The 20779-nt window shown below is 70.3% G+C and carries 18 protein-coding genes and 1 tRNA gene; 11 read left to right on the top strand and 8 right to left on the bottom strand.

Annotation, left to right across the window (positions count from 1 at the left end; translation table 11 throughout):
• Nucleotides 1-132: 132 nt before the first annotated feature.
• A complete protein-coding gene (locus tag CLT74_RS00475; protein WP_486581859.1) occupies nt 133-1098 on the top strand; it encodes a sulfite exporter TauE/SafE family protein in 966 nt (321 codons plus the stop codon).
• Nucleotides 1099-1199: 101 nt separating this feature from the next.
• Here CLT74_RS00475 and CLT74_RS00480 read toward each other — a convergent pair whose 3' ends face one another.
• Nucleotides 1200-2630, bottom strand: a complete 1431-nt coding sequence (locus CLT74_RS00480) for a pyridoxal-dependent decarboxylase (RefSeq protein ID WP_486581860.1) — start codon at nt 2628-2630, stop codon at nt 1200-1202.
• A gap of 236 nt (nt 2631-2866) precedes the next feature.
• On the opposite strand from CLT74_RS00480, the gene CLT74_RS00485 reads away from it, so the two are divergent.
• Nucleotides 2867-5173, top strand: a complete 2307-nt coding sequence (locus CLT74_RS00485) for a rhamnogalacturonan lyase family protein (protein WP_099844776.1) — start codon at nt 2867-2869, stop codon at nt 5171-5173.
• Between the two features lie 273 nt (nt 5174-5446).
• Here CLT74_RS00485 and CLT74_RS00490 read toward each other — a convergent pair whose 3' ends face one another.
• Together CLT74_RS00490 and CLT74_RS00495 are read right to left on the bottom strand one after the other, a co-directional pair.
• Nucleotides 5447-6451 (bottom strand): LLM class flavin-dependent oxidoreductase, encoded by a 1005-nt coding sequence (locus CLT74_RS00490; RefSeq protein ID WP_199172028.1) that lies wholly within the window; start codon nt 6449-6451, stop codon nt 5447-5449.
• 56 nt (nt 6452-6507) lie between these two features.
• Nucleotides 6508-6987, bottom strand: coding sequence for an Lrp/AsnC family transcriptional regulator (locus tag CLT74_RS00495; RefSeq protein ID WP_099844778.1), 480 nt, complete (start codon nt 6985-6987; stop codon nt 6508-6510).
• An 83-nt stretch (nt 6988-7070) separates the two neighbouring features.
• Here CLT74_RS00495 and CLT74_RS00500 point away from each other — a divergent pair, with 83 nt between their 5' ends.
• Nucleotides 7071-8246 (top strand): PLP-dependent transferase, encoded by a 1176-nt coding sequence (locus CLT74_RS00500; RefSeq protein WP_099851036.1) that lies wholly within the window; start codon nt 7071-7073, stop codon nt 8244-8246.
• A gap of 63 nt (nt 8247-8309) precedes the next feature.
• On the opposite strand, the gene CLT74_RS00505 is transcribed toward CLT74_RS00500, so the two are convergent.
• Entirely contained in the window at nt 8310-9059 is a 750-nt protein-coding gene (locus CLT74_RS00505) for a terminase gpP N-terminus-related DNA-binding protein (RefSeq protein ID WP_099851038.1), read from the bottom strand.
• A 35-nt stretch (nt 9060-9094) separates the two neighbouring features.
• A tRNA-Leu gene (locus CLT74_RS00510) sits at nt 9095-9168 on the bottom strand.
• A gap of 107 nt (nt 9169-9275) precedes the next feature.
• Between CLT74_RS00510 and CLT74_RS00515 the strand changes: the two genes are divergently transcribed.
• From CLT74_RS00515 to polA, 8 genes are all read left to right on the top strand, one after another.
• Nucleotides 9276-9896, top strand: a complete 621-nt coding sequence (locus CLT74_RS00515; RefSeq protein WP_099844779.1) for an ANTAR domain-containing response regulator — start codon at nt 9276-9278, stop codon at nt 9894-9896.
• 160 nt (nt 9897-10056) lie between these two features.
• The gene (locus CLT74_RS30065) at nt 10057-11259 is read left to right on the top strand and encodes a hypothetical protein (RefSeq protein ID WP_143697000.1); all 1203 of its coding nucleotides are present in this window, start codon (nt 10057-10059) and stop codon (nt 11257-11259) included.
• Between the two features lie 362 nt (nt 11260-11621).
• A complete protein-coding gene (locus CLT74_RS00530; RefSeq protein ID WP_099844782.1) occupies nt 11622-12776 on the top strand; it encodes a branched-chain amino acid ABC transporter substrate-binding protein in 1155 nt (384 codons plus the stop codon).
• A 65-nt stretch (nt 12777-12841) separates the two neighbouring features.
• A complete protein-coding gene (locus CLT74_RS00535; RefSeq protein WP_099844783.1) occupies nt 12842-13825 on the top strand; it encodes a branched-chain amino acid ABC transporter permease in 984 nt (327 codons plus the stop codon).
• 8 nt (nt 13826-13833) lie between these two features.
• A complete protein-coding gene (locus CLT74_RS00540; protein ID WP_486581863.1) occupies nt 13834-14979 on the top strand; it encodes a branched-chain amino acid ABC transporter permease in 1146 nt (381 codons plus the stop codon).
• Nucleotides 14972-15910 carry an ABC transporter ATP-binding protein gene (locus tag CLT74_RS00545; RefSeq protein WP_099844785.1) on the top strand — a complete coding sequence of 313 codons (939 nt, stop codon included), beginning with the start codon at nt 14972-14974 and terminating at the stop codon, nt 15908-15910. Before CLT74_RS00540 ends, CLT74_RS00545 begins: the two co-directional genes overlap by 8 nt.
• The gene (locus tag CLT74_RS00550) at nt 15900-16610 is read left to right on the top strand and encodes an ABC transporter ATP-binding protein (protein ID WP_099844786.1); all 711 of its coding nucleotides are present in this window, start codon (nt 15900-15902) and stop codon (nt 16608-16610) included. The genes CLT74_RS00545 and CLT74_RS00550 overlap by 11 nt, the downstream gene beginning before the upstream one ends.
• A 106-nt stretch (nt 16611-16716) precedes the next feature.
• The gene (gene polA / locus CLT74_RS00555; RefSeq protein WP_099844787.1) at nt 16717-19416 is read left to right on the top strand and encodes a DNA polymerase I; all 2700 of its coding nucleotides are present in this window, start codon (nt 16717-16719) and stop codon (nt 19414-19416) included.
• A gap of 188 nt (nt 19417-19604) precedes the next feature.
• Here polA and CLT74_RS00560 read toward each other — a convergent pair whose 3' ends face one another.
• The 3 genes from CLT74_RS00560 to CLT74_RS30990 are packed head-to-tail and all read right to left on the bottom strand — an operon-like array spanning nt 19605 to nt 20636.
• The gene (locus tag CLT74_RS00560) at nt 19605-20033 is read right to left on the bottom strand and encodes a DUF3140 domain-containing protein (RefSeq protein WP_099844788.1); all 429 of its coding nucleotides are present in this window, start codon (nt 20031-20033) and stop codon (nt 19605-19607) included.
• Nucleotides 20020-20289: a hypervirulence associated TUDOR domain-containing protein gene (locus CLT74_RS00565; RefSeq protein WP_486581866.1), complete on the bottom strand. Its 270-nt coding sequence runs from the start codon at nt 20287-20289 to the stop codon at nt 20020-20022. The genes CLT74_RS00560 and CLT74_RS00565 overlap by 14 nt, the downstream gene beginning before the upstream one ends.
• Nucleotides 20290-20327: 38 nt before the next feature.
• The gene (locus CLT74_RS30990) at nt 20328-20636 is read right to left on the bottom strand and encodes a hypothetical protein (protein ID WP_486581867.1); all 309 of its coding nucleotides are present in this window, start codon (nt 20634-20636) and stop codon (nt 20328-20330) included.
• Nucleotides 20637-20779: the final 143 nt, after the last annotated feature.

A 20779-nucleotide genomic window follows, 5' to 3' on the forward strand; every position in this document is an offset into this window, starting at 1 on the left:
CGCGGTTCGCGGGCGCTCTGGCCACCGCCGACGGTGTGTCGTCTCACTGACTGATCGAAGGCTTGACCGGAGACCGGCGATGCCGCATTGTCGACCAAGTTGATAGGAGATGCCGTCTAGTCGGGAGGCGCCATGCGCAAGCTGCTCGTCATCGCACTGGTGGGGCTCGCCGCGCAACTTGTCGACGGTTCACTCGGCATGGCGTACGGGCTGACCTCCTCGACGTTGCTGCTGCTGGCCGGCGTCGCACCGGCCGCCGCCTCCGCCTCGGTGCACCTGGCCGAGATCGGCACCACCCTCGCCGCCGGCACGGCGCACTGGCGATTCGGCAACGTCGACTGGCGGGTGGTACGACGCATCGCGGTGCCCGGCGCGCTCGGCGCCTTCGCCGGCGCCACCTTCCTCAGCGCGCTGTCCACCGAGTCGGCCGCCCCGTGGATGGCCGCGATCCTGTTCACCCTCGGCGCGTACCTGCTCATCCGGTTCTCCCGGCCGCTGCGCCGAAACCCGGCCGCCGGCCGGCTACGCGGGCGGTTCCTCGGCCCGCTCGGCCTCGTCGCCGGCTTCGTCGACGCCACCGGCGGCGGCGGATGGGGCCCGGTGGCCACCCCGGCGCTGCTGGTCAGCGGCCGGATGGAGCCCCGCAAGGTGATCGGCTCGGTGGACACCTCCGAGTTCGTCGTGGCCTCCGCCGCCAGCCTCGGCTTCCTGATCGGCCTGGGCACCGAGGGTTTCCTGCTGCCGATCGTGCTCGCGCTGCTCGCCGGTGGTCTGATCGCCGCGCCGATCGCGGCCTGGCTGGTGCGCATCGTGCCGGCCCAGTTGCTCGGTGCGGCGGTCGGTGGCGTGATCGTGCTGACCAACGCCCGCGTCCTGATGCGCGCCGGCGACCTGGGTGGTCCGCTGCCGGTGATCGTCTACCTGCTGCTGGCCGCCGGGTGGATCACGGCCCTGACACTTGCCGTCCGGGTGCTGCTGCGGACCCGCCGCGAACGGGCCCTCGCCGCGACCCACCCCACCGCCGCCCACCCCACCGACGCGCTCCCGCGCACCCCCGAGCCCGTCGCTGCCGGCGCCCCCACCCCCACCGAACACTGAGCGCACCGCCCCCACTGATCCCGGTTGACCATGAGGTTGTTGTCGCGCCACGCCGAACCCGTCGACAACAACTTCATGATCAACGGGAGGGTCGCTCGGAGTCAGTTCGGGAGGGAATCCGCAGCGCGGGAGATCAGGTCCCAGGCCTCGTCGACGTGGGTTTGGGTGGTCTGGGGGGCGCCTACGGCCAGGCGTAGCGTGTGTCGACCGGCGACCCGGGTGTGGGTCAGGTAGACCCGGCCGGTGGCGTTGACCGCCGCCAGCAGCCGCTCGTTCGGCCCGTCCGGGCCGCGCAGCCGGAAACAGACAAGGGCGTACGGGTGGTCGGCGACAAGTTCGAAGCGCTCGTCGGCGCGGACCCGCTCGGCGAACCCGGCGGCCAGCGCCACCCCTCGACGGATGTGCTCACGCAATCCCTCCACGCCGTACCAGCGGAGCACGAACCACAGCTTCAACGCCCGGAACCGCCGGCCCAACGGCACCTGCCAGTCCCGATAGTCGATCACCGACCCGGACTCGGTGGCCGCGTTGCGCAGGTACTCCGGCAGCACCGTCAACGCCTCGACCAACTCGCCCGCGTCGGTCACCCAGAAGGCGTCGCAGTCGAAGCCGGTGAGCAGCCACTTGTGCGGGTCGAAGCAGTACGAGTCGGCGTACTCCAGACCCGCGTGGCCCGAACGCAACTCCGGGCAGACCGCCGCGGCACCCGCGTACGCGGCGTCGACGTGCAGGAAGACACCGTGCTCGGCGCAGATCGGCCCGATCTCCGGCAGCGGGTCCACGGCCGTGGTGGAGGTGGTGCCGACGGTCGCCACCACCAGGGCGGGCACCACCCCGGCCGCCTGGTCCGCCTCGATCGCGGCGCGCAGCGCCGTCGGCGACATCGCCCGGGTCACCGGATCGACAGCGATCAGGCGTACCCCCTCGGCGCCGAGGCCCGCGATCCGGGCGGCCTTCTCCACCGACGAGTGCGCCTCGGTCGAGGTGTACACCCGGTAGCGGCTGTCGACGCCGGCCTGGCGCCACCGGCCGCCGGCGGCCCGGTGCACCGCGATCAGGGTGGCCACCAGGGTTGCCGAGGAGGCCGAATCCTGGATGACGCCGCCGCCGCTGCCGGCGGAGCGGAACCGCGCCGGCAGGTCCAGCAGGTCGGCCAGCCAGTCGAGCAGCACCGTCTCCAACTCGGTGCAGGCCGGGCCGGTGGCCCACAGCATGCCCTGCACGCCCAGCCCGGCGCTGACCAGGTCCCCCAGCACGCTGGGGCCCGAGGTGTTGGCCGGGAAGAACCCGAAGAAGCCCGGATGCTGCCAGTGGGTCAACCCGGGCGCGACCAGCTTGTCCAGGTCGGCGAGGACCGCCTCGACCGGCTCGCCCCGGGCCGGTGGCCCGGCCGGCAGTCCCGCGGCCACCGTGCCGGGCGGATCCTGGGAGGTCACCGGGCGGTCCGGGAGCGTCGCCCAGTAGTCGGCGACCCAGTCGACCACCGCGTACCCGGCCCGGCGGAACTCCTCGGGAGTCATGTGCGCAGCCACCCGGCGAGTGGATCAAAAGACCAGCTCCGGGGGCAAGGCAACGGATCGATTGTGTGCAGAAAACGCTTGCCCTAGCATCACAGATGCGCGGGACCGCACTCATGGGCGTCGATTAACTCCGCTAGCGTGGCGCGGTCCACTGGCCCGGGCACGGCCAGCGGACCAACGGCTCGTCGGCTCCGGGCACAGCCGGCCGGCCACCGCACGCCACGCGTCCGACCTCCACCGGAGGAACCATGCCTCGCACCGCCCACCGGGCGACGCTGCTCGCTGCCGCCACCGCCGCCACCGTCGCTGCCGCCGGCGTACTGACCACCCTGACCGCCTCGGCCGCCGCCGCTGGATGTCGCGTCGACTACCGCGTCACCAACCAGTGGACCGGCGGCTTCGGCACCGACGTCACCGTCACCAACCTCGGCGACCCGGTCAACGGCTGGACGCTCACCTGGTCCTACGCCGCCGGGCAACAGGTCACCCAGGCCTGGAACGCCACAGTCACCCAGTCCGGCGCTCAGGTGAGCGCCCGCAACGTCGACTACAACGCCGCCATCGCCACCAACGGCAGCGCCAACTTCGGCTTCAACGGCTCGTGGAACGGCAGCAACCCGACACCGACCAGCTTCGCGCTGAACGGCACCACCTGCACCGGGGCCACCACCCCGACCAGCGCGCCACCCTCACCGACCACGTCCCCGCCGTCACCCACCACACCCCCACCCACCACACCCCCACCCACCACACCCCCACCCACCACACCCCCACCCACCACACCCCCACCGACGACGCCACCGTCCGGGGCGATGCAGGCGGAGAACCTGGACCGGGGCCTGACCAGCGTCCGCTCCGGCTCGGCCAACCTGGTCTCCTGGCGGCTGCTGGGCACCGAGACCACAGGCGTCGCCTTCAACCTCTACCGGGGTACGACAAGGGTGAACTCCAGCCCGATCACCGGCGCCACCAACTACCTCGACAGCGGCGCGCCGGCCGGCACGGCGTACACCGTGCGGGCCGTGGTGGGTGGCGCCGAGCAGGCCGCCTCCGCGCCCGCGTTGCAGTTCCCCTCCGGCTACCTCGACGTGCCGTTGCAGGTCCCGCCGGGCGGCACCACGCCCAGCGGCGAGGCGTACACGTACTCCGCGAACGACGCAAGCGTCGGCGACCTCGACGGCGACGGCCGGTACGAGTTCGTGCTCAAATGGGACCCGTCCAACGCCAAGGACAACTCCCAGTCCGGCTACACCGGCAATGTCTACGTCGACGCGTACACACTTACCGGCACCCGGCTGTGGCGCATCGACCTCGGCCGCAACATCCGCGCCGGCGCCCACTACACCCAGTTCCAGGTGTACGACTACGACGGTGACGGCCGCGCCGAGGTGGCCATGAAGACCGCCGACGGCACCCGCTCCGGCACCGGCCAGGTGATCGGCAACGCCGGTGCCGACCACCGCAACTCCGCCGGCTACGTCCTCGCCGGGCCCGAGTACCTGACCATGTTCGACGGCCGCACCGGTGCCGCCCTCTCCACCGTCACCTACGACCCGCCGCGCGGCACCGTCTCCTCCTGGGGCGACAACTACGGCAACCGGGTCGACCGCTTCCTCGCCGGCACGGCGTACCTCGACGGGCAGCGCCCGTCGCTGATCATGGCCCGTGGCTACTACACCCGCGCGGTCATCGCCGCCTGGGACTTCCGCAACGGCACCCTGACCAAGCGGTGGACCTTCGACTCCAACGCCTCCGGCAACGGTTCCGCCGCCGGGCAGGGCAACCACAGCCTCTCCATCGCCGACGTCGACGGCGACGGGCGGCAGGAGATCGTCTACGGCGCGGCCACCATCGACGACAACGGCCGCCTGCTGTGGTCGACAGGCCACGGCCACGGCGACGCCGGGCACGTCGGCGACCTCGACCCGTCCCGCCCCGGGCTCGAATACTTCAAGGTCAGCGAGGACGGCAGCAAGCCCAGCTCCTGGTTCGCCGACGCCCGCACCGGCCAGATCCTCTGGTCCACCCCGACCGGCGGCGACAACGGCCGGGGCGTCTCCGCCGACATCTGGGCCGGCAGCCCCGGCGCCGAATCCTGGTCGTCAGCGGTCAACGGACTGGCCAACACCCGAGGCCAGAACATCGGCCGCAAACCGTCCTCGACGAACTTCCTCGTCTGGTGGGACGGCGACCCGGTCCGCGAACTGCTCGACGCCACCCGGATCGACAAGTACGGCACCGGCGGCGACACCCGCCTGCTTACCGGCAGCGGCGTCGCATCCAACAACGGCACCAAGTCGACCCCGAGCCTGTCGGCCGACATCCTCGGCGACTGGCGGGAAGAGGTCGTCTGGCGTACCACCGACAGCCGGGCCCTGCGGATCTACAGCACCCCGACGCCGACAGGCACCCGGATCCACACCCTGATGCACGACATGCAGTACCGGGTCGCCATCGCCTGGCAGAACACCGCCTACAACCAGCCCCCGCACCCGAGCTTCTTCATCGGCGACGGCATGGCCACCCCGCCCACCCCCGACATCCACCTGCGTTGACCGGCCGGGGCGGCAAGCGGTAGAAGAAAGGAAAAGGCACCGGGCCGCAATCGCGGAATCCGCACAACTGCGGCCCGGTGCCCCACACCGCGGCACCCCCGACCCGTCCCGACCGGGGAGTGCCGTACCACCACCGGATACAAAGTTAGGCGGCCTCCGCGTCGCGAGGGTGACGCTGCCGTGAAGATCGTGTTTCACGACCCTCGAAACGCTGTGACCTGGCCCACCATGCCATCCCGGCCACCGGCGCCCGCCCCGGTGCCGGCGACCGTGTCAGCGCCGCAAGCCGCCGGCCACCTCGGACGCGATCAACTCGAACGAACGCACCCGGTCGGCCACGTCGTACACCATCGCGGTCAGCATCAGCTCGTCCGCGCCGGTGCTGGCCAGCAGCTCACCCAACTGCCGGCGCACCGTCTCCGGAGAACCACTGGCCTGACCCTGGCGGCGCTGCGCCAGGAACTCCCGCTCGAATTCGGTGTACGGGTACGCCGCCGCCTCATCCGGCGTGGCAAGGGCCTCCGGCCGCCCCGACCGCAACCGCAGGAACGACAACCCGGCCGGCCCGGCCAACCACTCGGCACGCTCGTCGGACTCCGCACACACCGCGTTCACCGCCACCATCGCGTACGGCCGCTCCAGCCACCGCGACGGGCGGAAACTCTGCCGGTACAACGCCAACGCGGGAAGCGTGTTCTGCGCGCTGAAGTGATGCGCGAAGGAGAACGGCAGCCCCAACGCGCCGGCCAACTGGGCGCTGAACCCACTCGAACCCAACAGCCACACCGCCGGCCGCTGGCCGCGCCCCGGCGTCGCGGTGATCCGCCCCGACCCGGTCTCGTCGAAGTAGCCCATCAGGTCGTTCAGCTCCCGGGGAAAACCCTCTGCCGACAACCCCTCCATGGTCCGCCGCAGCGCCAACGCGGTCACCTGGTCGGTGCCGGGCGCGCGTCCGATGCCCAGGTCGATGCGGCCCGGATGCAGCGCCTCCAGGGTGCCGAACTGCTCGGCCACCACCAACGGAGCGTGATTGGGCAGCATCACCCCACCCGAACCGAGCCGGATATCGCTCGTGTGCGCGGCCAGATGCGCGATCAGCACCGCCGGCGCCGACGACGCGATGGCCGGCATGTTGTGGTGCTCGGCCACCCAGAACCGGTGATAGCCCAGCTCGTCGGTGCGGCGCGCCAACTCGGTGGTGTGCCGCAACGCCTCACCGGCGGAGGCGCCGGCGGCGACGGGGGCGAGGTCGAGGACAGACAACGGAACATCGATCACACGGCTGGCCAACCCGGCGTGCGTCCGTTCTGTTCCCGACCCGGCCCACGACGTGATCAACCTGACCCGCGGGCCTGCTCGAAGATCAGGCTGGTCTGGGTGTGCTGCACCGCCGGATCCACCGCCAGATGGTCCAGCACGAAGTCGCGCAACGCCTCCGCCGAGGCCGCCCGCACATGCAGCACGTAGTCGTCCGCGCCGGCCACGTGGAACACCGACACCACCCCCGGCAGGCGCACCGACCGGGCCCGGAACGCGTCCACCGCCGCCCGCGCGTGCTCGGTCAGGCGCACCGACACCAGCGCCTGCAACGGCAACCCCAACGCGGCCGGATGCACCTCGGCGTGGAAACCCCGGATCGCCCCGCACTCCCGCAACGCCCGGGTACGCGCCAGACATGTCGACGGCGCCACCCCCACCCGTTCGGCCAGCGCATTGTTCGGCAACCGGCCGTCGCCGGCCAGTTCGGTCAGGATGGCGCGGTCGGTGTCGTCGAGGGCCGCGAACGGCCGAACATCGTTCGGTGCGGGGGGCATGCTCGCATCCTCCATCGAACAGCAGCCGATCCGAAAGCGATTATGCCGAATAATATTCGGAACTATTGCCCCTGGTGGGCGCGATGTTCGATCCTCTCGACATGACGACCGTGGACACCCGAGCCGTACACGCCGGCCGCGACGACCTCACCGCCCTCGGCGTCCACGTGCCACCCATCGACCTGTCCACCACCAACCCGCTGCCCTCGGTGGACGCCGGCGGCGACGCCTACGAGACCCTCGCCACCGGCGGCACCCTCCCCACCGGCGCCAGCGCCGTCTACCAACGGCTGTGGAACCCGACAGTCGCCCGCTTCGAAACCGCCCTCGCCGAACTGGAAGGCACAGCCGAAGCCGTCGCGTACGCCAGCGGCATGGCCGCCCTCACCGCCGCCCTGCTCGCCGCCACCCGCGACGGCCGCCGCCACCTGGTCGCCGTCCGGCCCCTCTACGGCGGCACCGACCACGTACTCGCCACCGGCCTGCTCGGCACCGAGGTCACCTGGGCCCGCCCCGACGACGTCGCCGCCGCCATCCGCCCCGACACCGCCCTGGTGATCGCCGAAACCCCCGCCAACCCGACCCTCGACCTGATCGACATCGCCGCCCTCGCCGACGCCGCCGGCCCGGTGCCCCTCCTGATCGACAACACAGTCGCCACCCCGGTCCTCCAGCAACCCACCCGCCACGGCGCCAGGCTGGTGCTGCACAGCGCCACCAAGAGCATCGGCGGCCACGGCGACGTCCTCGCCGGAGTGATCGCCTGCGACGCCGAGTGGGCCACCCGACTGCGCCAGATCCGCGCCCTCACCGGCGCGATCCTGCACCCGCTCGGGGCGTACCTGCTGCACCGCGGCCTCCAGACACTGCCGCTGCGGGTCCGCGCCCAGCAGGCCGGCGCCGAGAAACTCGCCCTCTGGCTCGCCACCCACCCGGCGGTCCGGCGGGTCCACCACCCCGGCGTCCACGACCCGGCCGGGCTCATCGGCCGCCAGATGTCCGGCCCCGGCAGCCTCCTCGCCTTCGAGGTACGCGGCGGCGCGCCCGCCGCCGCCACTGTCGCCGACGCCTGCCGACTGATCACCCACGCCGTCTCCCTCGGCGGCGTCGACACGCTCATCCAGCACCCGGCGTCACTCACCCACCGCCCCGTCGAGGGAGCGGCCAAGCCCGACGGCGGCCTGCTGCGGCTCTCGGTCGGCCTGGAGGACCCGGAGGACCTGCGCGCCGACCTGGAGAACGCGCTCGCCACGATCTGACCTGGCACGATGAGTTTGACCTTCGGCGTGCGGGCCGTCGCCGGTCGGCGTCGTCCGGGTGGGTCACGACTTCGGGCCCACGTGGCGGTCCAGCGCGGCGACCGCTTCGCGGCGGGCGACCGAGAGACTGTTGGGGCGGTTCATCCGCCAGCCGATGCCGAGCAGGTCCAGTGCCCACTGGCAGAGCCCCATGATGTCGGTGGACTCGTTGACGAACATGTAACGCGGGTAGACGTACGTCTTTCCCCGAACGGTGACCCGGTTCGCGATCCGGCAACCGTCGGAGTGGAACAGGCCGCGCAGAAAGTCACCGGGGACCGCCCGGACAATGGCCACCTGCCAGTCGGCAAGGACGATCCGCCGCTCGTGCTTCTTGCCAGGCCCGTGTTGCGGCAACAGACAGGGCCAGTGTGTGCCATAGCTCTGTACGCTGACGCAACCCTCCTGCTGGACCCGCTGCACCTTGGTCGCCAACACCGTCCGCATGGCCGCCTCGCATGCGTCGATCAGGCCGGGCCACGCGTTGCTGCATGAGATCCGGAGAACCGGCACTCGTGCGGACGTCACCAGGTGCCCGTCGCCGAGATAGAGACCGAGCAGATAGGCGTAGGCGGCATCGATTGTCGGGTTGCCGACGTCGGTGCGACATCGGAAGCACCGAAAGGCGGTGCTCCGCATCTTCGGCACCGGCCGATCCCTGCACCAGTGACGGACTGTCGGATAGGGCAGGCCGACGCTTCTGGCAACCTCGGCGACTGTCGCACCAGCCAGGTACAGGCTTCGTGCGCGTTCCCGCACCTCGGGTGGATGCATGGCGTCATCGTCGAACGCCCGTACGACATTTTCGGTGTCCCCGGTGGGATTCGAACCCACACTGTCGGAGGTTTGAGCTCCGTTTCTCTACCGGTTGGAATACGGGGACTTTCTCGCTCAACGCCTGTCGCGTCGCCCCATAGGTTACCCACTACGCTAGGAGCGGCGACACCCGGTACCGCGGGTGTCAGGGCACAGACTGGGTGGGAGTGGCTCGTGGCCGAGACGCAGACGGATGCCGCGCGCAGGCGGGTACTGATCGCCGAGGACGAGGCGCTGATCCGGCTGGACCTGGCCGAGATGTTGGCCGAGGAAGGCTATGAGGTGGTCGGCGAGGCCGGTGACGGCGAGGCCGCCATCCGGCTGGCCGAGGAGCTCAAGCCCGACCTGGTGATCCTCGACATCAAGATGCCGATCATGGATGGGCTGGCGGCCGCCGAGCGGATCGCCGGGGCCCGGATCGCCCCGGTGATCATTCTGACCGCGTTCAGCCAGCGTGACCTGGTGGAGCGGGCCCGCGCGGCCGGTGCGATGGCGTACCTGGTCAAGCCCTTCCAGAAGAGTGACCTGGTGCCGGCGGTGGAGATCGCCCTCTCCCGCTACTCGGAGATCGCCGCGCTGGAGGCCGAGGTGGCCGGGCTGACCGACCGGCTGGAGGTCCGCAAGGCCGTCGAGCGGGCCAAGGGCGCCCTGATGACCACCTACAACATGAGCGAGCCGCAGGCGTTCAAGTGGATCCAGCGCACCGCGATGGACCATCGGATGACCATGAAGGAGGTCTCCGACCGGATCCTCGCCGAGACCGCTGGCGGCGAGGTGGCCGAGCCGGCCTCCTGACCGGCACCGTCCCGACCGCCGCTCATCGATACCTCGCGACGAGTGCGCCTCGCGACGGGTGCGGTGGCCAGCACCGGGCGGTGCGCCACAAGCGCCGCCGGTGCCAGCAGCGCGTCGGGCCGTCGCCGAGGAGCGCGGTCAGGGCCTAGCATCTGGCCACATGGGCATGGGGTGGCTCGGGGGTACCCGCCGTGGCGGTGGTCGTCGTCTCTTTCCGGTGGTGTGCGGCCTGCTCGCGGTGCTGCTGGCTGGCTGTCCCGCAGCCGGCGGTGAGACCGACGAACCGGAGCCGGCGTCGTTGCTGTGGCAGCGGGTCCAACTGCCGTCGCCCGACGGGCCGGGACGGATCGTGGTGCGGGATCTGGCCGTCTGCGGCGGCCGTTGGTACGCCGGGGGCGCGGTGGCCGACGGATCCGGTGGCACCCGGCCGGCGGCGTGGTCCAGCCGGGACGGTGCGCGGTGGACGCCGGTGCCGGTGGTGGCCGATTCCTATTACGGGCAGCGGAGTGTGTTGTTCTCGATCGCCTGCCGGGACGGTCGGGCGGCGGCCGTCGGAGGCAAGGTCGGTGGCGCGCACGGCAATCCGCGGGTGAGCACCTGGTGGCAGCGCGGGGACGGCGCGCTTGTCGAGGTGGCGGCGTCGTTCGAGACGTACGGCGGCCCGAAGGCGGTGAACGTGTCCCGGCTGGCCGCCGGTCCCGCTGGCTGGCTGATCGTGGGCAACCGGGCCAGTGGGGCGGCGGCCTGGGTCTCGCCGGATGCCGCGGAGTTCACGTTGATCGAGGGTGCGCCGGAGCTGTCCACCGACGAGCAGGGCGTGACCTGGGTGTTTGACGCGGTGGCCGGGCCGCCGGGGTGGTTGGCGGTGGGTGGGTTGCTGGCCCCGGGTCGGATCGACAGGGATCCGGTGGTCTGGACGTCGGTGGATGGGCGTGGCTGGCGTCGCACGGTGCTGCCGGGCACCGAGGCGTACGAGGAGATTCAGCGCGTGGTCCTGGTCGACGGCACGCCGGTGGCTGTGGGCCTGCGTGGTCGGGGGTTCGGTGCGTGGCGGCAGGAGTCGACGGGCTGGGCGGCTGCCGGGGGGTTCGGTGGGGTGGCCGGTGGGGTGCCCTCAGTTGGTGGATTGGCGGCTTCGGCTGGTCGGGTTCTGGCGGTGGTCTCCGACGGTGAGCGGTACGGCGGGTGGTTGTCGGTGGACCGGGGCGACAGGTGGCGGGTGGTCGAGTTGCCGGTGGCGGCGCCGGTGGGGGCGGACCGGGCGGTGGGTCTGACGGCGGACGGTGGGCGGTGGTGGCTGGCGGTGGACGACGGGTCGGAGACATCGCTGTGGGTCGGGCAGTTCGCCGGGACGCCGCAGTGAAGCCGATCGGTTACTTTCCGTGGTTGCTTTAGGTGGTGGCGCGCGTCCGTCCGGGTGGCGCCTCCGGCTGTCGGTAGGGCGTTTGCGGTGATTGATGACGTCCCGACTGGCGGACGGTCAGCCGCTCAACGACCGGTCAGCGGATTGACCTGTTACGGGAGTGGCGGCATTCGGGGCCGTCTTCGTAACGGTTTCGCAGACCCCGGCCCAGCCCCTTCCGAGACCGTATGAGTGTGGGTACGCTCCGCCATCACGAGCCGTAATGCAGGGGGTCTCCTTGCTGGGCCGGTGGTGCCGCGCCACAGCCGTCGCCACCGCCCGGATCAGGTGCCTGTCCTGCTTCTGGAGGAGGTCAGGAAGCCGTGAGGCGAAGCTATTCAAGGGCGCTGGGTACTGCCGCGCTCGCCGCGGTGCTGGTGGCCGCCGCGGGCTGCCAGGACACCGGCAGCAGCAACGGCGATGACGCCGCGTCCGGGGACTGCGGTGGCAAGATCGCCATCTTCGGTGCGTTCACCGGCGACAACGCGGGTCTGGTGCTGCCGTCGCTGAACGGCGCCAAGCTCGCGATCAAGAAGCACAACGACGCGAACGCCGACTGCCAGATCGAGATGGTCGAGTTCGACACGCAGGGTGACCCGGCACAGGCCACCCCGGTGGCGAACCAGGTGGCGGGTGACACCTCGTTCCTCGGTGTCATCGGTGGTCACTTCTCCGGTGAGTCGGACGCCACCATGCCGGTGTACGAGGCCGCCGGTCTGGTGATGGTCGCCCCGTCGGCGACCCGTACCGACCTGACCCAGAAGGGCAACAAGTCCTTCTTCCGGGTGGTTGGCAACGACGGCACCCAGGCGGGTGCGGTGGCGACCTACCTGAAGTCGCAGAACGCGCAGCGGGTCTTCCTGATCGACGACGCCAGCGCCTACGGTGCCGGCATCACCGCCGAGCTGACCAAGAACCTGGGCGCCACGGTCGCCGCCAGCGACAAGATCCAGGAGCGGCAGTCGCAGTTCGAGGCGACCATCTCCAAGATCAAGGCGGCGAACGCCGACTTCGTCTTCTACGGTGGCTACACCCGTGAGGCCGCGCCGCTGGTCCGCCAGATGCGTGCCGCGGGTGTCGAGGCCAAGTTCATCGGTCCGGACGGTCTCTACGACCCGGCCTTCCCGGCGGGTGCGTCCGGTGGCGCCGAGGGTTCCATCATCACCTGCCCGTGCCTCCCGGCCGACAAGGCCGGTGGCACCTTCACCGCCGACTACCAGGCCGCGTACGGCCAGGCGCCGGGTTCCTACGGTGCTGAGGGCTTCGACGCCGCGCAGATCTTCGTGGACGCCTTCAAGGACGGCAAGAAGTCCCGTGCCGAGATCCTGGAGTACGTGAAGAACTACGACAAGCAGGGCGTGTCGAAGTACATCAAGTTCGCCGAGAACGGTGACGTCGACCCGAGCCGCGTTGTCATCTGGTCCTACGAGATCAAGGGCACGGCGTTCGAGCCGCTGCAGGAGCTCAAGCTCAGCTGACGACCGGCACCGAGTGCGGCCGGGGTTGTTCGTTGCCCCGGCCGCGCTCCATGCAAGGAGACCTGGTGAATTTCGACGATCTCTTCGGCCACATCGGCCAGCACACCGTCGACGGGTTGTCCAAGGGGGCGATCTACGCCCTGATCGCCCTGGGCTACACCCTGGTGTACGGCGTCCTGCGCCTGATCAACTTTGCCCACTCCGAGGTGTTCATGGTCGGCACCTTCGCGGTGCTGGGTCTGTGGACCGCTTTCGGGGTGGAGAACAACCCGCCGATCGGCCAGGCGGTGCTGCTTCTGGTGCTCGGTCTGATAGTCGCGGGGCTGGCTTCGGGCGGCACCGCGCTGGCGATCGAGCGGATCGCCTATCGCCCGCTGCGGCGCAAGAACGCGCCGCCCCTGATCTTCCTGATCACCGCCATCGGCCTGTCGCTGGTGCTGGTGGAGATCTTCGGCCTGGTGCTGCCGAAGTTGCTGGGCGACGCGGTGCCCTCGATGTTCGGCCGGGCCCGGATCATCCTCGGCATGCCGACGATCATCGAGTCGAAGACGCTCTTCACGGTCTTCGGCACGTCGGTCACCAACATCCAGGTGATCGTCTTCGTGGCGGCCGTGGCGATGATGGCGGTGCTGGACTGGTTCATCAACCGCACCCGGTACGGCCGGGGTGTGCGGGCGGTGGCGCAGAACCCGGAGACGGCGGCGCTGATGGGCGTCAACCAGGAGCGCGTGATCATGCTGATCTTCGTGCTGGGCGGCATCATGGCCGGCGCGGCGGCGCTGTTGTGGAGCATGCGGTTCGGCTTCACTCAGAGCAGCATCGGCTTCGTGCTCGGCCTCAAGGCGTTCACCGCGGCGGTGCTCGGTGGCATCGGTAACCTGCGCGGCGCGCTCGTGGGCGGGCTGTTCCTCGGCATCGTCGAGGTCTACGGCGCCACCCTCTTCGCGTCGAACTGGGAGGACGTCATCGCCTTCGTGGTGCTGGTGGTGGTGCTGATGTTCCGGCCGACCGGCATTCTGGGTGAATCGCTGGGGAGGGCCCGAGCATGATCAACAAGATGCGAGAGCTGGACCGCAGCCGGGTCAACGCCCTGCACTCGGTCGCCGACCGGTGGAAGGCGTTGCCGAGGTGGCAGCGGTCCCTGGCGTTCGTCGCCTTCGTGGTGTTCCTCTACTACCTGCCGCTGCTCGGCATACCCGGCCTCACCTGGTTGCGTACCGACTCGATCTCGGGCGGCAGCAACTGGGCCGGTGTGCTGTTCACCTGCGCCGTCTACGTGCTGGTGGCGATCGGCCTCAACGTGGTCATCGGCCTGGCCGGCCTGCTCGACCTCGGCTACATCGGCTTCTTCGCCATCGGCGCGTACGCGGTGGCGTTGTTCGGTTCGGTGAACTCGCCTGTGGTGCAGTGGTTCCAGCGGGAGTTCGACCTGCCGCCCACCTGGGCGGTGACCTGGGCGATCTGTGCCTTCATCGCACTGGTGATGGCGCTGATCTCCGGGGTGCTCCTGGGCTGGCCGACGTTGCGGTTGCGCGGTGACTACCTGGCCATCGTGACGCTCGGCTTCGGCGAGATCATCCGTATCGTGGCCCGCAACATGGAGGGTGTCACCCGGGGCCCGCAGGGCATCGCGGCGATTCCCGGTCCGGAGGGCCCGCCCTCATCGGACAACCAGATCTTCGGCCTGATCGACATCAAGCCCTGGTACTGGCTGGCGATCACCGTCGTGTTGCTCATGGTCTTCGCGGTGCGGCGGCTGGAGCACAGCCGCGTCGGCCGCTCCTGGCTGGCCATCAGGGAGGACGAGGACGCTGCCGCCGTGATGGGCGTCTACCCGTTCAAGTTCAAGCTCTGGGCCTTCGCCATCGGCGCGGCCCTGGGCGGCTTTGCCGGCTTCCTGTTCGCCAGCCGGTACGCCTTCATCGACCCGACCCAGTTCAACGTCAACCTCTCCATCCTGTTCGTGGCGATGGTGGTGGTCGGCGGGTCCGGCAACATGGTTGGCGTGTCGGTGGGTGCGGTGCTGTTGGCATACCTGCCGGAGCGGTTCCGGGAGATCGCCGACTACCGTTGGCTGGCCTTCGGACTGGCCATGGTGCTGGTGATGATCCTGCGGCCGCAGGGTCTGATCCCGAGCCGGCGGCGGGCCCGCGAGTTGAAGGACCGCGCGGCGGAGGCAGAGGAGGCGCCCGCTCATGTCTGATGAGACGAACACCCCGGCGGCGCCGAAGATCCCGGCCCAGCCGGGACCGGCCAGGACCCTGCTGGAGGTCGACAACGTCACGCTCCGCTTCGGCGGCGTGGTCGCGCTCAACGAGGTCAAGTTCGAGATCAAGGAAGGCGAGATCCTCGGCCTGATCGGGCCCAACGGGGCCGGCAAGACCACCTGTTTCAACGTGATGACGGGTGTCTACAAGCCGACCTCGGGCGCGGTCCGGTTCCGTGGCGAGCGGGTCACCGGTCGCAAGCCGCACCAGATCAGCCGGCTGGGCATCTCCCGGACGTTCCAGAACATCCGGCTGTTCCCGGAGATGTCGGCGCTGGAGAACGTCATGGTCGGGACCGACTCCCGGCACAAGACGAGCGTGCCCGGCGCGTTGTTCCGGCTCTACCGGGTGCGGCCGAAGCCTGAGGAACTGCCGGAGGTGACCGCCTCCGGTGGCATCGTGCGCACCTGGCAGCAGCTGCGGCGCTCGTTCGCCAAGACCTTCGGCCTGTCCCGGCACATCCTGGAGGAGCGGGCGGCCGAGGACAAGGCGATGGAGTTGTTGCGCTTCGTCGGCATCGCCGACCGGGCCAACGACGCGGCACGCAACCTGCCGTACGGCTACCAGCGGCGGCTGGAGATCGCCCGGGCGCTCGGCACCGAGCCAAAGCTGCTCTGCCTGGACGAGCCGGCGGCCGGGTTCAACCCGGCCGAGAAGGAGGATCTGCTGGGGCTGATCCGCCGCATCCGCGACAAGGGCATCACGGTGCTGCTGATCGAGCACGACATGCGGCTGGTGATGGGAGTCACCGACCGGATCGTGGTGCTGGAGTTCGGCAGCAAGATCGCCGATGGCCTGCCGGACGAGGTCAGCCGAGACCCGCGGGTGATCGCGGCATACCTGGGGGAGCCCGCCGATGCTGCTTGAGTTGGACAACGTCAGCGTCTCGTACGGTCGGATCGAGGCGTTGCACGGCATCAGCCTCACCGTCAACGAGGGGGAGGTGGTGGCCCTGATCGGCGCCAACGGCGCCGGCAAGACCACCACCATGCGGGCGATCTCCGGCACCCGGGCGTTGTCCGGCGGTCGGATCACCTTCAACGGCGAGGACATCAGCAAGCTCCGTGCCGACCTGCGGGTGGTCCGGGGCCTGTGCCAGTCACCCGAGGGTCGGCAGATCTTCCCCGGCATGACCGTGCTGGAGAATCTGGACATGGGGGCGTACACCCGGCGTGACCACGCCGGCATCGCCGCCGATCTGGAGCGGGTGCTGGAGATGTTCCCCCGGCTGCGGGAGCGGCGTAAGCAGGCCGGCGGCACCCTCTCCGGCGGTGAGCAGCAGATGCTCGCCGTCGGCCGGGCGCTGATGAGCCGGCCGAAGCTGCTGCTGCTGGACGAGCCGTCGATGGGCCTCGCGCCCATGATCATCCAGCAGATCTTCGACATCATCGTGGAGATCAACCAGCAGGGCACCACGGTGCTGCTGGTGGAGCAGAACGCGCAGCAGGCGCTCTCCCGGGCCCACCGGGCGTACGTGCTGGAGACCGGTCGGATCGTCAAGGAGGGCACCGGTCAGGAACTCCTGCACGACCCGTCGATCAAGGAGGCGTACCTGGGCGTGGCCTGAGGTACGTCGTACGGCGCCGGCCGTCCGCCCCTGGTGGGTGGGCGGCCGGCGGCGTTCCGGCGCTGCCGCGCCAGCCTTGTCGGCGGTACGGACTAGAGTCGCAGCCGTGACAGCTACGACCCCGCGCCTGCTCCTCGTCGACGGACACTCCCTGGCCTACCGGGCGTTCTTCGCCCTGCCTGTGGAGAACTTCTCCACCACGACCGGGCAGCCGACGAACGCGGTCTACGGCTTCACCTCGATGTTGATCAACGTGTTGCGGGACGAACAGCCGACCCACATCATCGTCGCCTTCGACGTCTCCCGCCGCTCGTTCCGTACCGACAGGTACGCGGAGTACAAGGCGGGTCGCAGCGAGACCCCCACCGACTTCAAGGGCCAGGTAAGCCTGGTGAAGGAGGTCCTGGCGGCGCTGCGCGTCCCGGTGGTGGAGAAGGAGGGGTACGAGGCCGACGACGTCATCGCCACCCTGGCCTGCCAGGCCCGCGACCAGGGCATGGCGGTGCTGATCTGCACCGGCGACCGGGACGCCTTCCAGCTCGTCGACGAGCAGATCACCGTGCTCTACCCGCGTAAGGGCGTCTCCGACCTGGCTCGGATGGACCCGGCGGCGGTCGAGGCGAAGTACGGCGTGACCCCCGGCCGCTACCGCGACCTGGCCGCCCTGGTCGGCGAGACCAGCGACAACCTGCCCGGCATCCCCGGGGTCGGCCCGAAGACCGCGGCGAAATGGATCAACGCCTACGACGGGGTGGAGGGCGTGATCGCCCGGGCCGACGAGATCAAGGGCAAGGCGGGTGACAGCCTCCGGGAACGGCTCGCCGACGTGATCCGCAACTACGAGATCAACCGGCTGGTCGCCGACCTGGAGCTGTCGCTGCGTCCCGAGGACGCCCGCTGGCCGGGATGGGACCGCGAGGCGGTGCACCAGGTCTTCGACACCCTTCAGTTCCGCATCCTGCGGGACCGTCTCTACCAGTACCTGGAGGCGGTCGAGCCGGAGGCGGAGTCGGGCTTCGACCTGACCGGTGAGGTGCTGGCCGCGCCCGGCGCGCTCGTGGGTTGGCTGGAGACGCACGCGCCGGCCGGCACCGGCGTGGGCGTCGCGGTAAAGCTCGACACCGGTCCGAACCGCAGGCACACCGCAAGCGTCACCGGGATGGCCCTGGCCACCGCCGACGGCGCGGCGGCCTGGTTCGATCCGGCGCAGCTGGAGCCCGGTGACGAGGCGGCGCTGGCGGCGTGGCTGGCCGACGAGACCCGGCCCAAGGTGCTGCACGACAGCAAACCGGCAGTGCTCGCCTTCGCCGCGCACGGCTGGGAACTCGCCGGCATCGCCCGCGACACGCAGATCGCCGCCTACCTGGCCCGCCCCGACCAGCGGTCCTACGACCTGACCGACCTGGCGCTGCGCTACCTGCACCGGGAGCTGCGGGTCGACTCCCCGGAGACCGGCCAGCTGACCCTCGACGGGCTCGGTGGCGACAGTGAGGCCGAGCAGAACCTCATGCTGCACGCCCGGGCCACCCTCGACCTGGCCGACGCGATCGACGCGGAGCTGTCCCGCGACGGTGAGCAGTCGGCCCGGCTGATGGCCGGGGTGGAGCTGCCGCTGATGCGGGTGCTGGCGCAGCTGGAGCGCACCGGCATCGCCGCGGACACCGACTACCTGACGGAGCTGGAGGCGCACTTCGCCGCCGAGGTGAAGGCCGCCGCGCAGGGCGCGTACGAGGCGGTGGGGCGGGAGTTCAACCTGGGCTCACCCAAGCAGTTGCAGGAAATCCTCTTCGGCGAGCTGAACCTGCCCAAGACCAAGCGGATCAAGACGGGTTACACCACCGACGCCGACGCGTTGCAGTGGCTCTACGCGCAGAACCCGCACCCGGTGCTGGCCCACCTGCTGCGGCACCGCGACGTGGCCAAGCTCAAGTCGACTGTGGACGGGTTGCTCAAGTCGGTCTCCGACGACGGACGCATCCACACCACCTTCAACCAGACGGTGGCCGCCACCGGCCGGCTCTCCTCCACCGAGCCGAACCTGCAGAACATTCCCATCCGCACCGAGGAGGGGCGACGGATCCGCCGCGCCTTCGTGGTGGGGGAGGGCTTCGAGTGCCTGCTGACCGCCGACTACAGCCAGATCGAGATGCGGATCATGGCGCACCTGTCGGCCGACGACGCGCTGATCCAGGCGTTCAACTCCGGCGCCGACTTCCATGCCGCGACGGCCTCGTCGGTCTTCACGGTGCCGCTGGCCGAGGTCACCCCGGACCAGCGGCGCAAAATCAAGGCGATGAACTACGGCCTGGCGTACGGTCTCAGCGCCTTCGGCCTGTCCCAGCAACTCGGCATCAGCGCCGAGGAGGCGCGCGGGCTGATGGAGAACTACTTCGCCGGATTCGGCGGCGTGCGGGACTACCTCCAGGAGGTGGTCGCCCGGGCCCGGCAGGACGGGTACACCTCCACCATCCTCGGCCGCCGGCGTTACCTGCCCGACCTGGTCAGTGACAACCGGCAGCGGCGGGAGATGGCCGAGCGGATGGCGCTCAACGCCCCGATCCAGGGCTCCGCGGCGGACATCATCAAGGTGGCCATGCTGCACGTCGACACCGCGCTGCGCGACGCCGGCCTGCGCTCCCGAATGCTGTTGCAGGTGCACGACGAGTTGGTCTTCGAGGTGGCGCCGGGAGAACGGGCGGCCCTTGAGGAGCTGGTCCGGCGTGAGATGGGCGGGGCATACCCGCTGTCGGTGCCGCTGGAGGTGTCGGTGGGCGACGGCCGCGACTGGAACAGCGCCGACCACTGATTCTCCTGTCGGAGGGGTTTCGGGGCTGCCCCGAAACCCTGACGTGGTTCCGGAACGCGGTTCGGGCGCGGTCCTATGGACGACCCGTGCGCAGTTTCGGGGAAGTGGCTGCCTCGCGGGCCGGCTGACACAGCAACTTCGCCGAAGTTGTCGCCTGCTTTGGGTGGGTCCGCAGTTCGGTGCGGGTCTCAGCGGCCGGGGCCTCGGCGGGACTTGGGTGGGGTGCCGTGCCGTTCGAGGGCCTTGCGGGAGGGGCCGCCGGGCGGCGGCAACGGGGCCTTGACCGGGTCGTGACCCCAGTTCATCAGCGAGTACCGCCACCGGGTGTCGCGTACGTCGCCGCTGGGACGCTGCGCCATGTGCCGGCGGACGTAGCCGACGACCTTGCGCATGTGCTTGTAGTCGGCCTCGGTGAGCTGGCCACGCTTGCGGCGGAGCAGGTCGATGATCTTACGGCCGGACTCGTGGCCGACTGTCTCGCCGCCGCTGCCCTTGCGCCGCCAGCCGACATGCTTGGACTCGTCGCTGTCCAACCACGTCGACAACTCGCCCGGCTTCATGTTGACCGCCTCGGTGAACTCCCGGTAGGTCTGGTCCGGATCGTCACGACGGCTCACGGCGCAACACCTCCGGGCGGTGGGCCACGTCCCGGCCCGAGTCGTCGTTGCGGATGCGGTACTGCGGTTGCTCCGGTGTGGCGTTCACGGCGTGCCCGCGTACGTGGGTGCGTTCGGTCAGCTTCTCCTTGACCACACCGTGGGCCCGGCCGCTGTGGCTGGCCCAGGAGACGTGGTCGCCCGTGCGGAACTCCTTGTCGGCCATGGCGCTCGGGTACCCGGGCGACTCCGGCGGAAACGCCGCTGCCCCGTCCACCGGGTCCACGGGGACGAGGCAGCACTGGATCTGTCGGCTTACCTGAGGACGCGCCGGTCCGGGTCGAGTGAGCGGGGCAGCGTGATGACGATCCACTCGTTGTCCTCGGCCACCCCCGGGGCGCGGCCGGTGGAGAACGGGAAGTTGTTGTCGTTCAGTTCCGCGCTGTCGGCGGCGAGTTCGTACTGTCGCTCCCCGCCCGGCCCGATCCGGTCGCCGAGGCGGTACGCGTAGACGTGCACCGGGTCCTGTTCGATGCGCCAGTAGAAGGGGATGCCGGCGGCGGCGTACTCGTCCGGCAGGGCGAGCAGGTCGTCAAGCGTGTAGTCGGCACGCTGCTGCCGCATCGGATCCGGACACCAGGGGCCAGGTGATGTCGGGACGGGCTCGGCGCTCACGCCGGCCCTCCGCTGCGCTGCGGGCCGGCGTGAGGCACCACGGCACCGAGTCGATGATTCGCTCGCCGGCGCTCGCTCATGACGTGAGCGTA

The organism is Verrucosispora sp. CNZ293 (assembly GCF_002754655.1).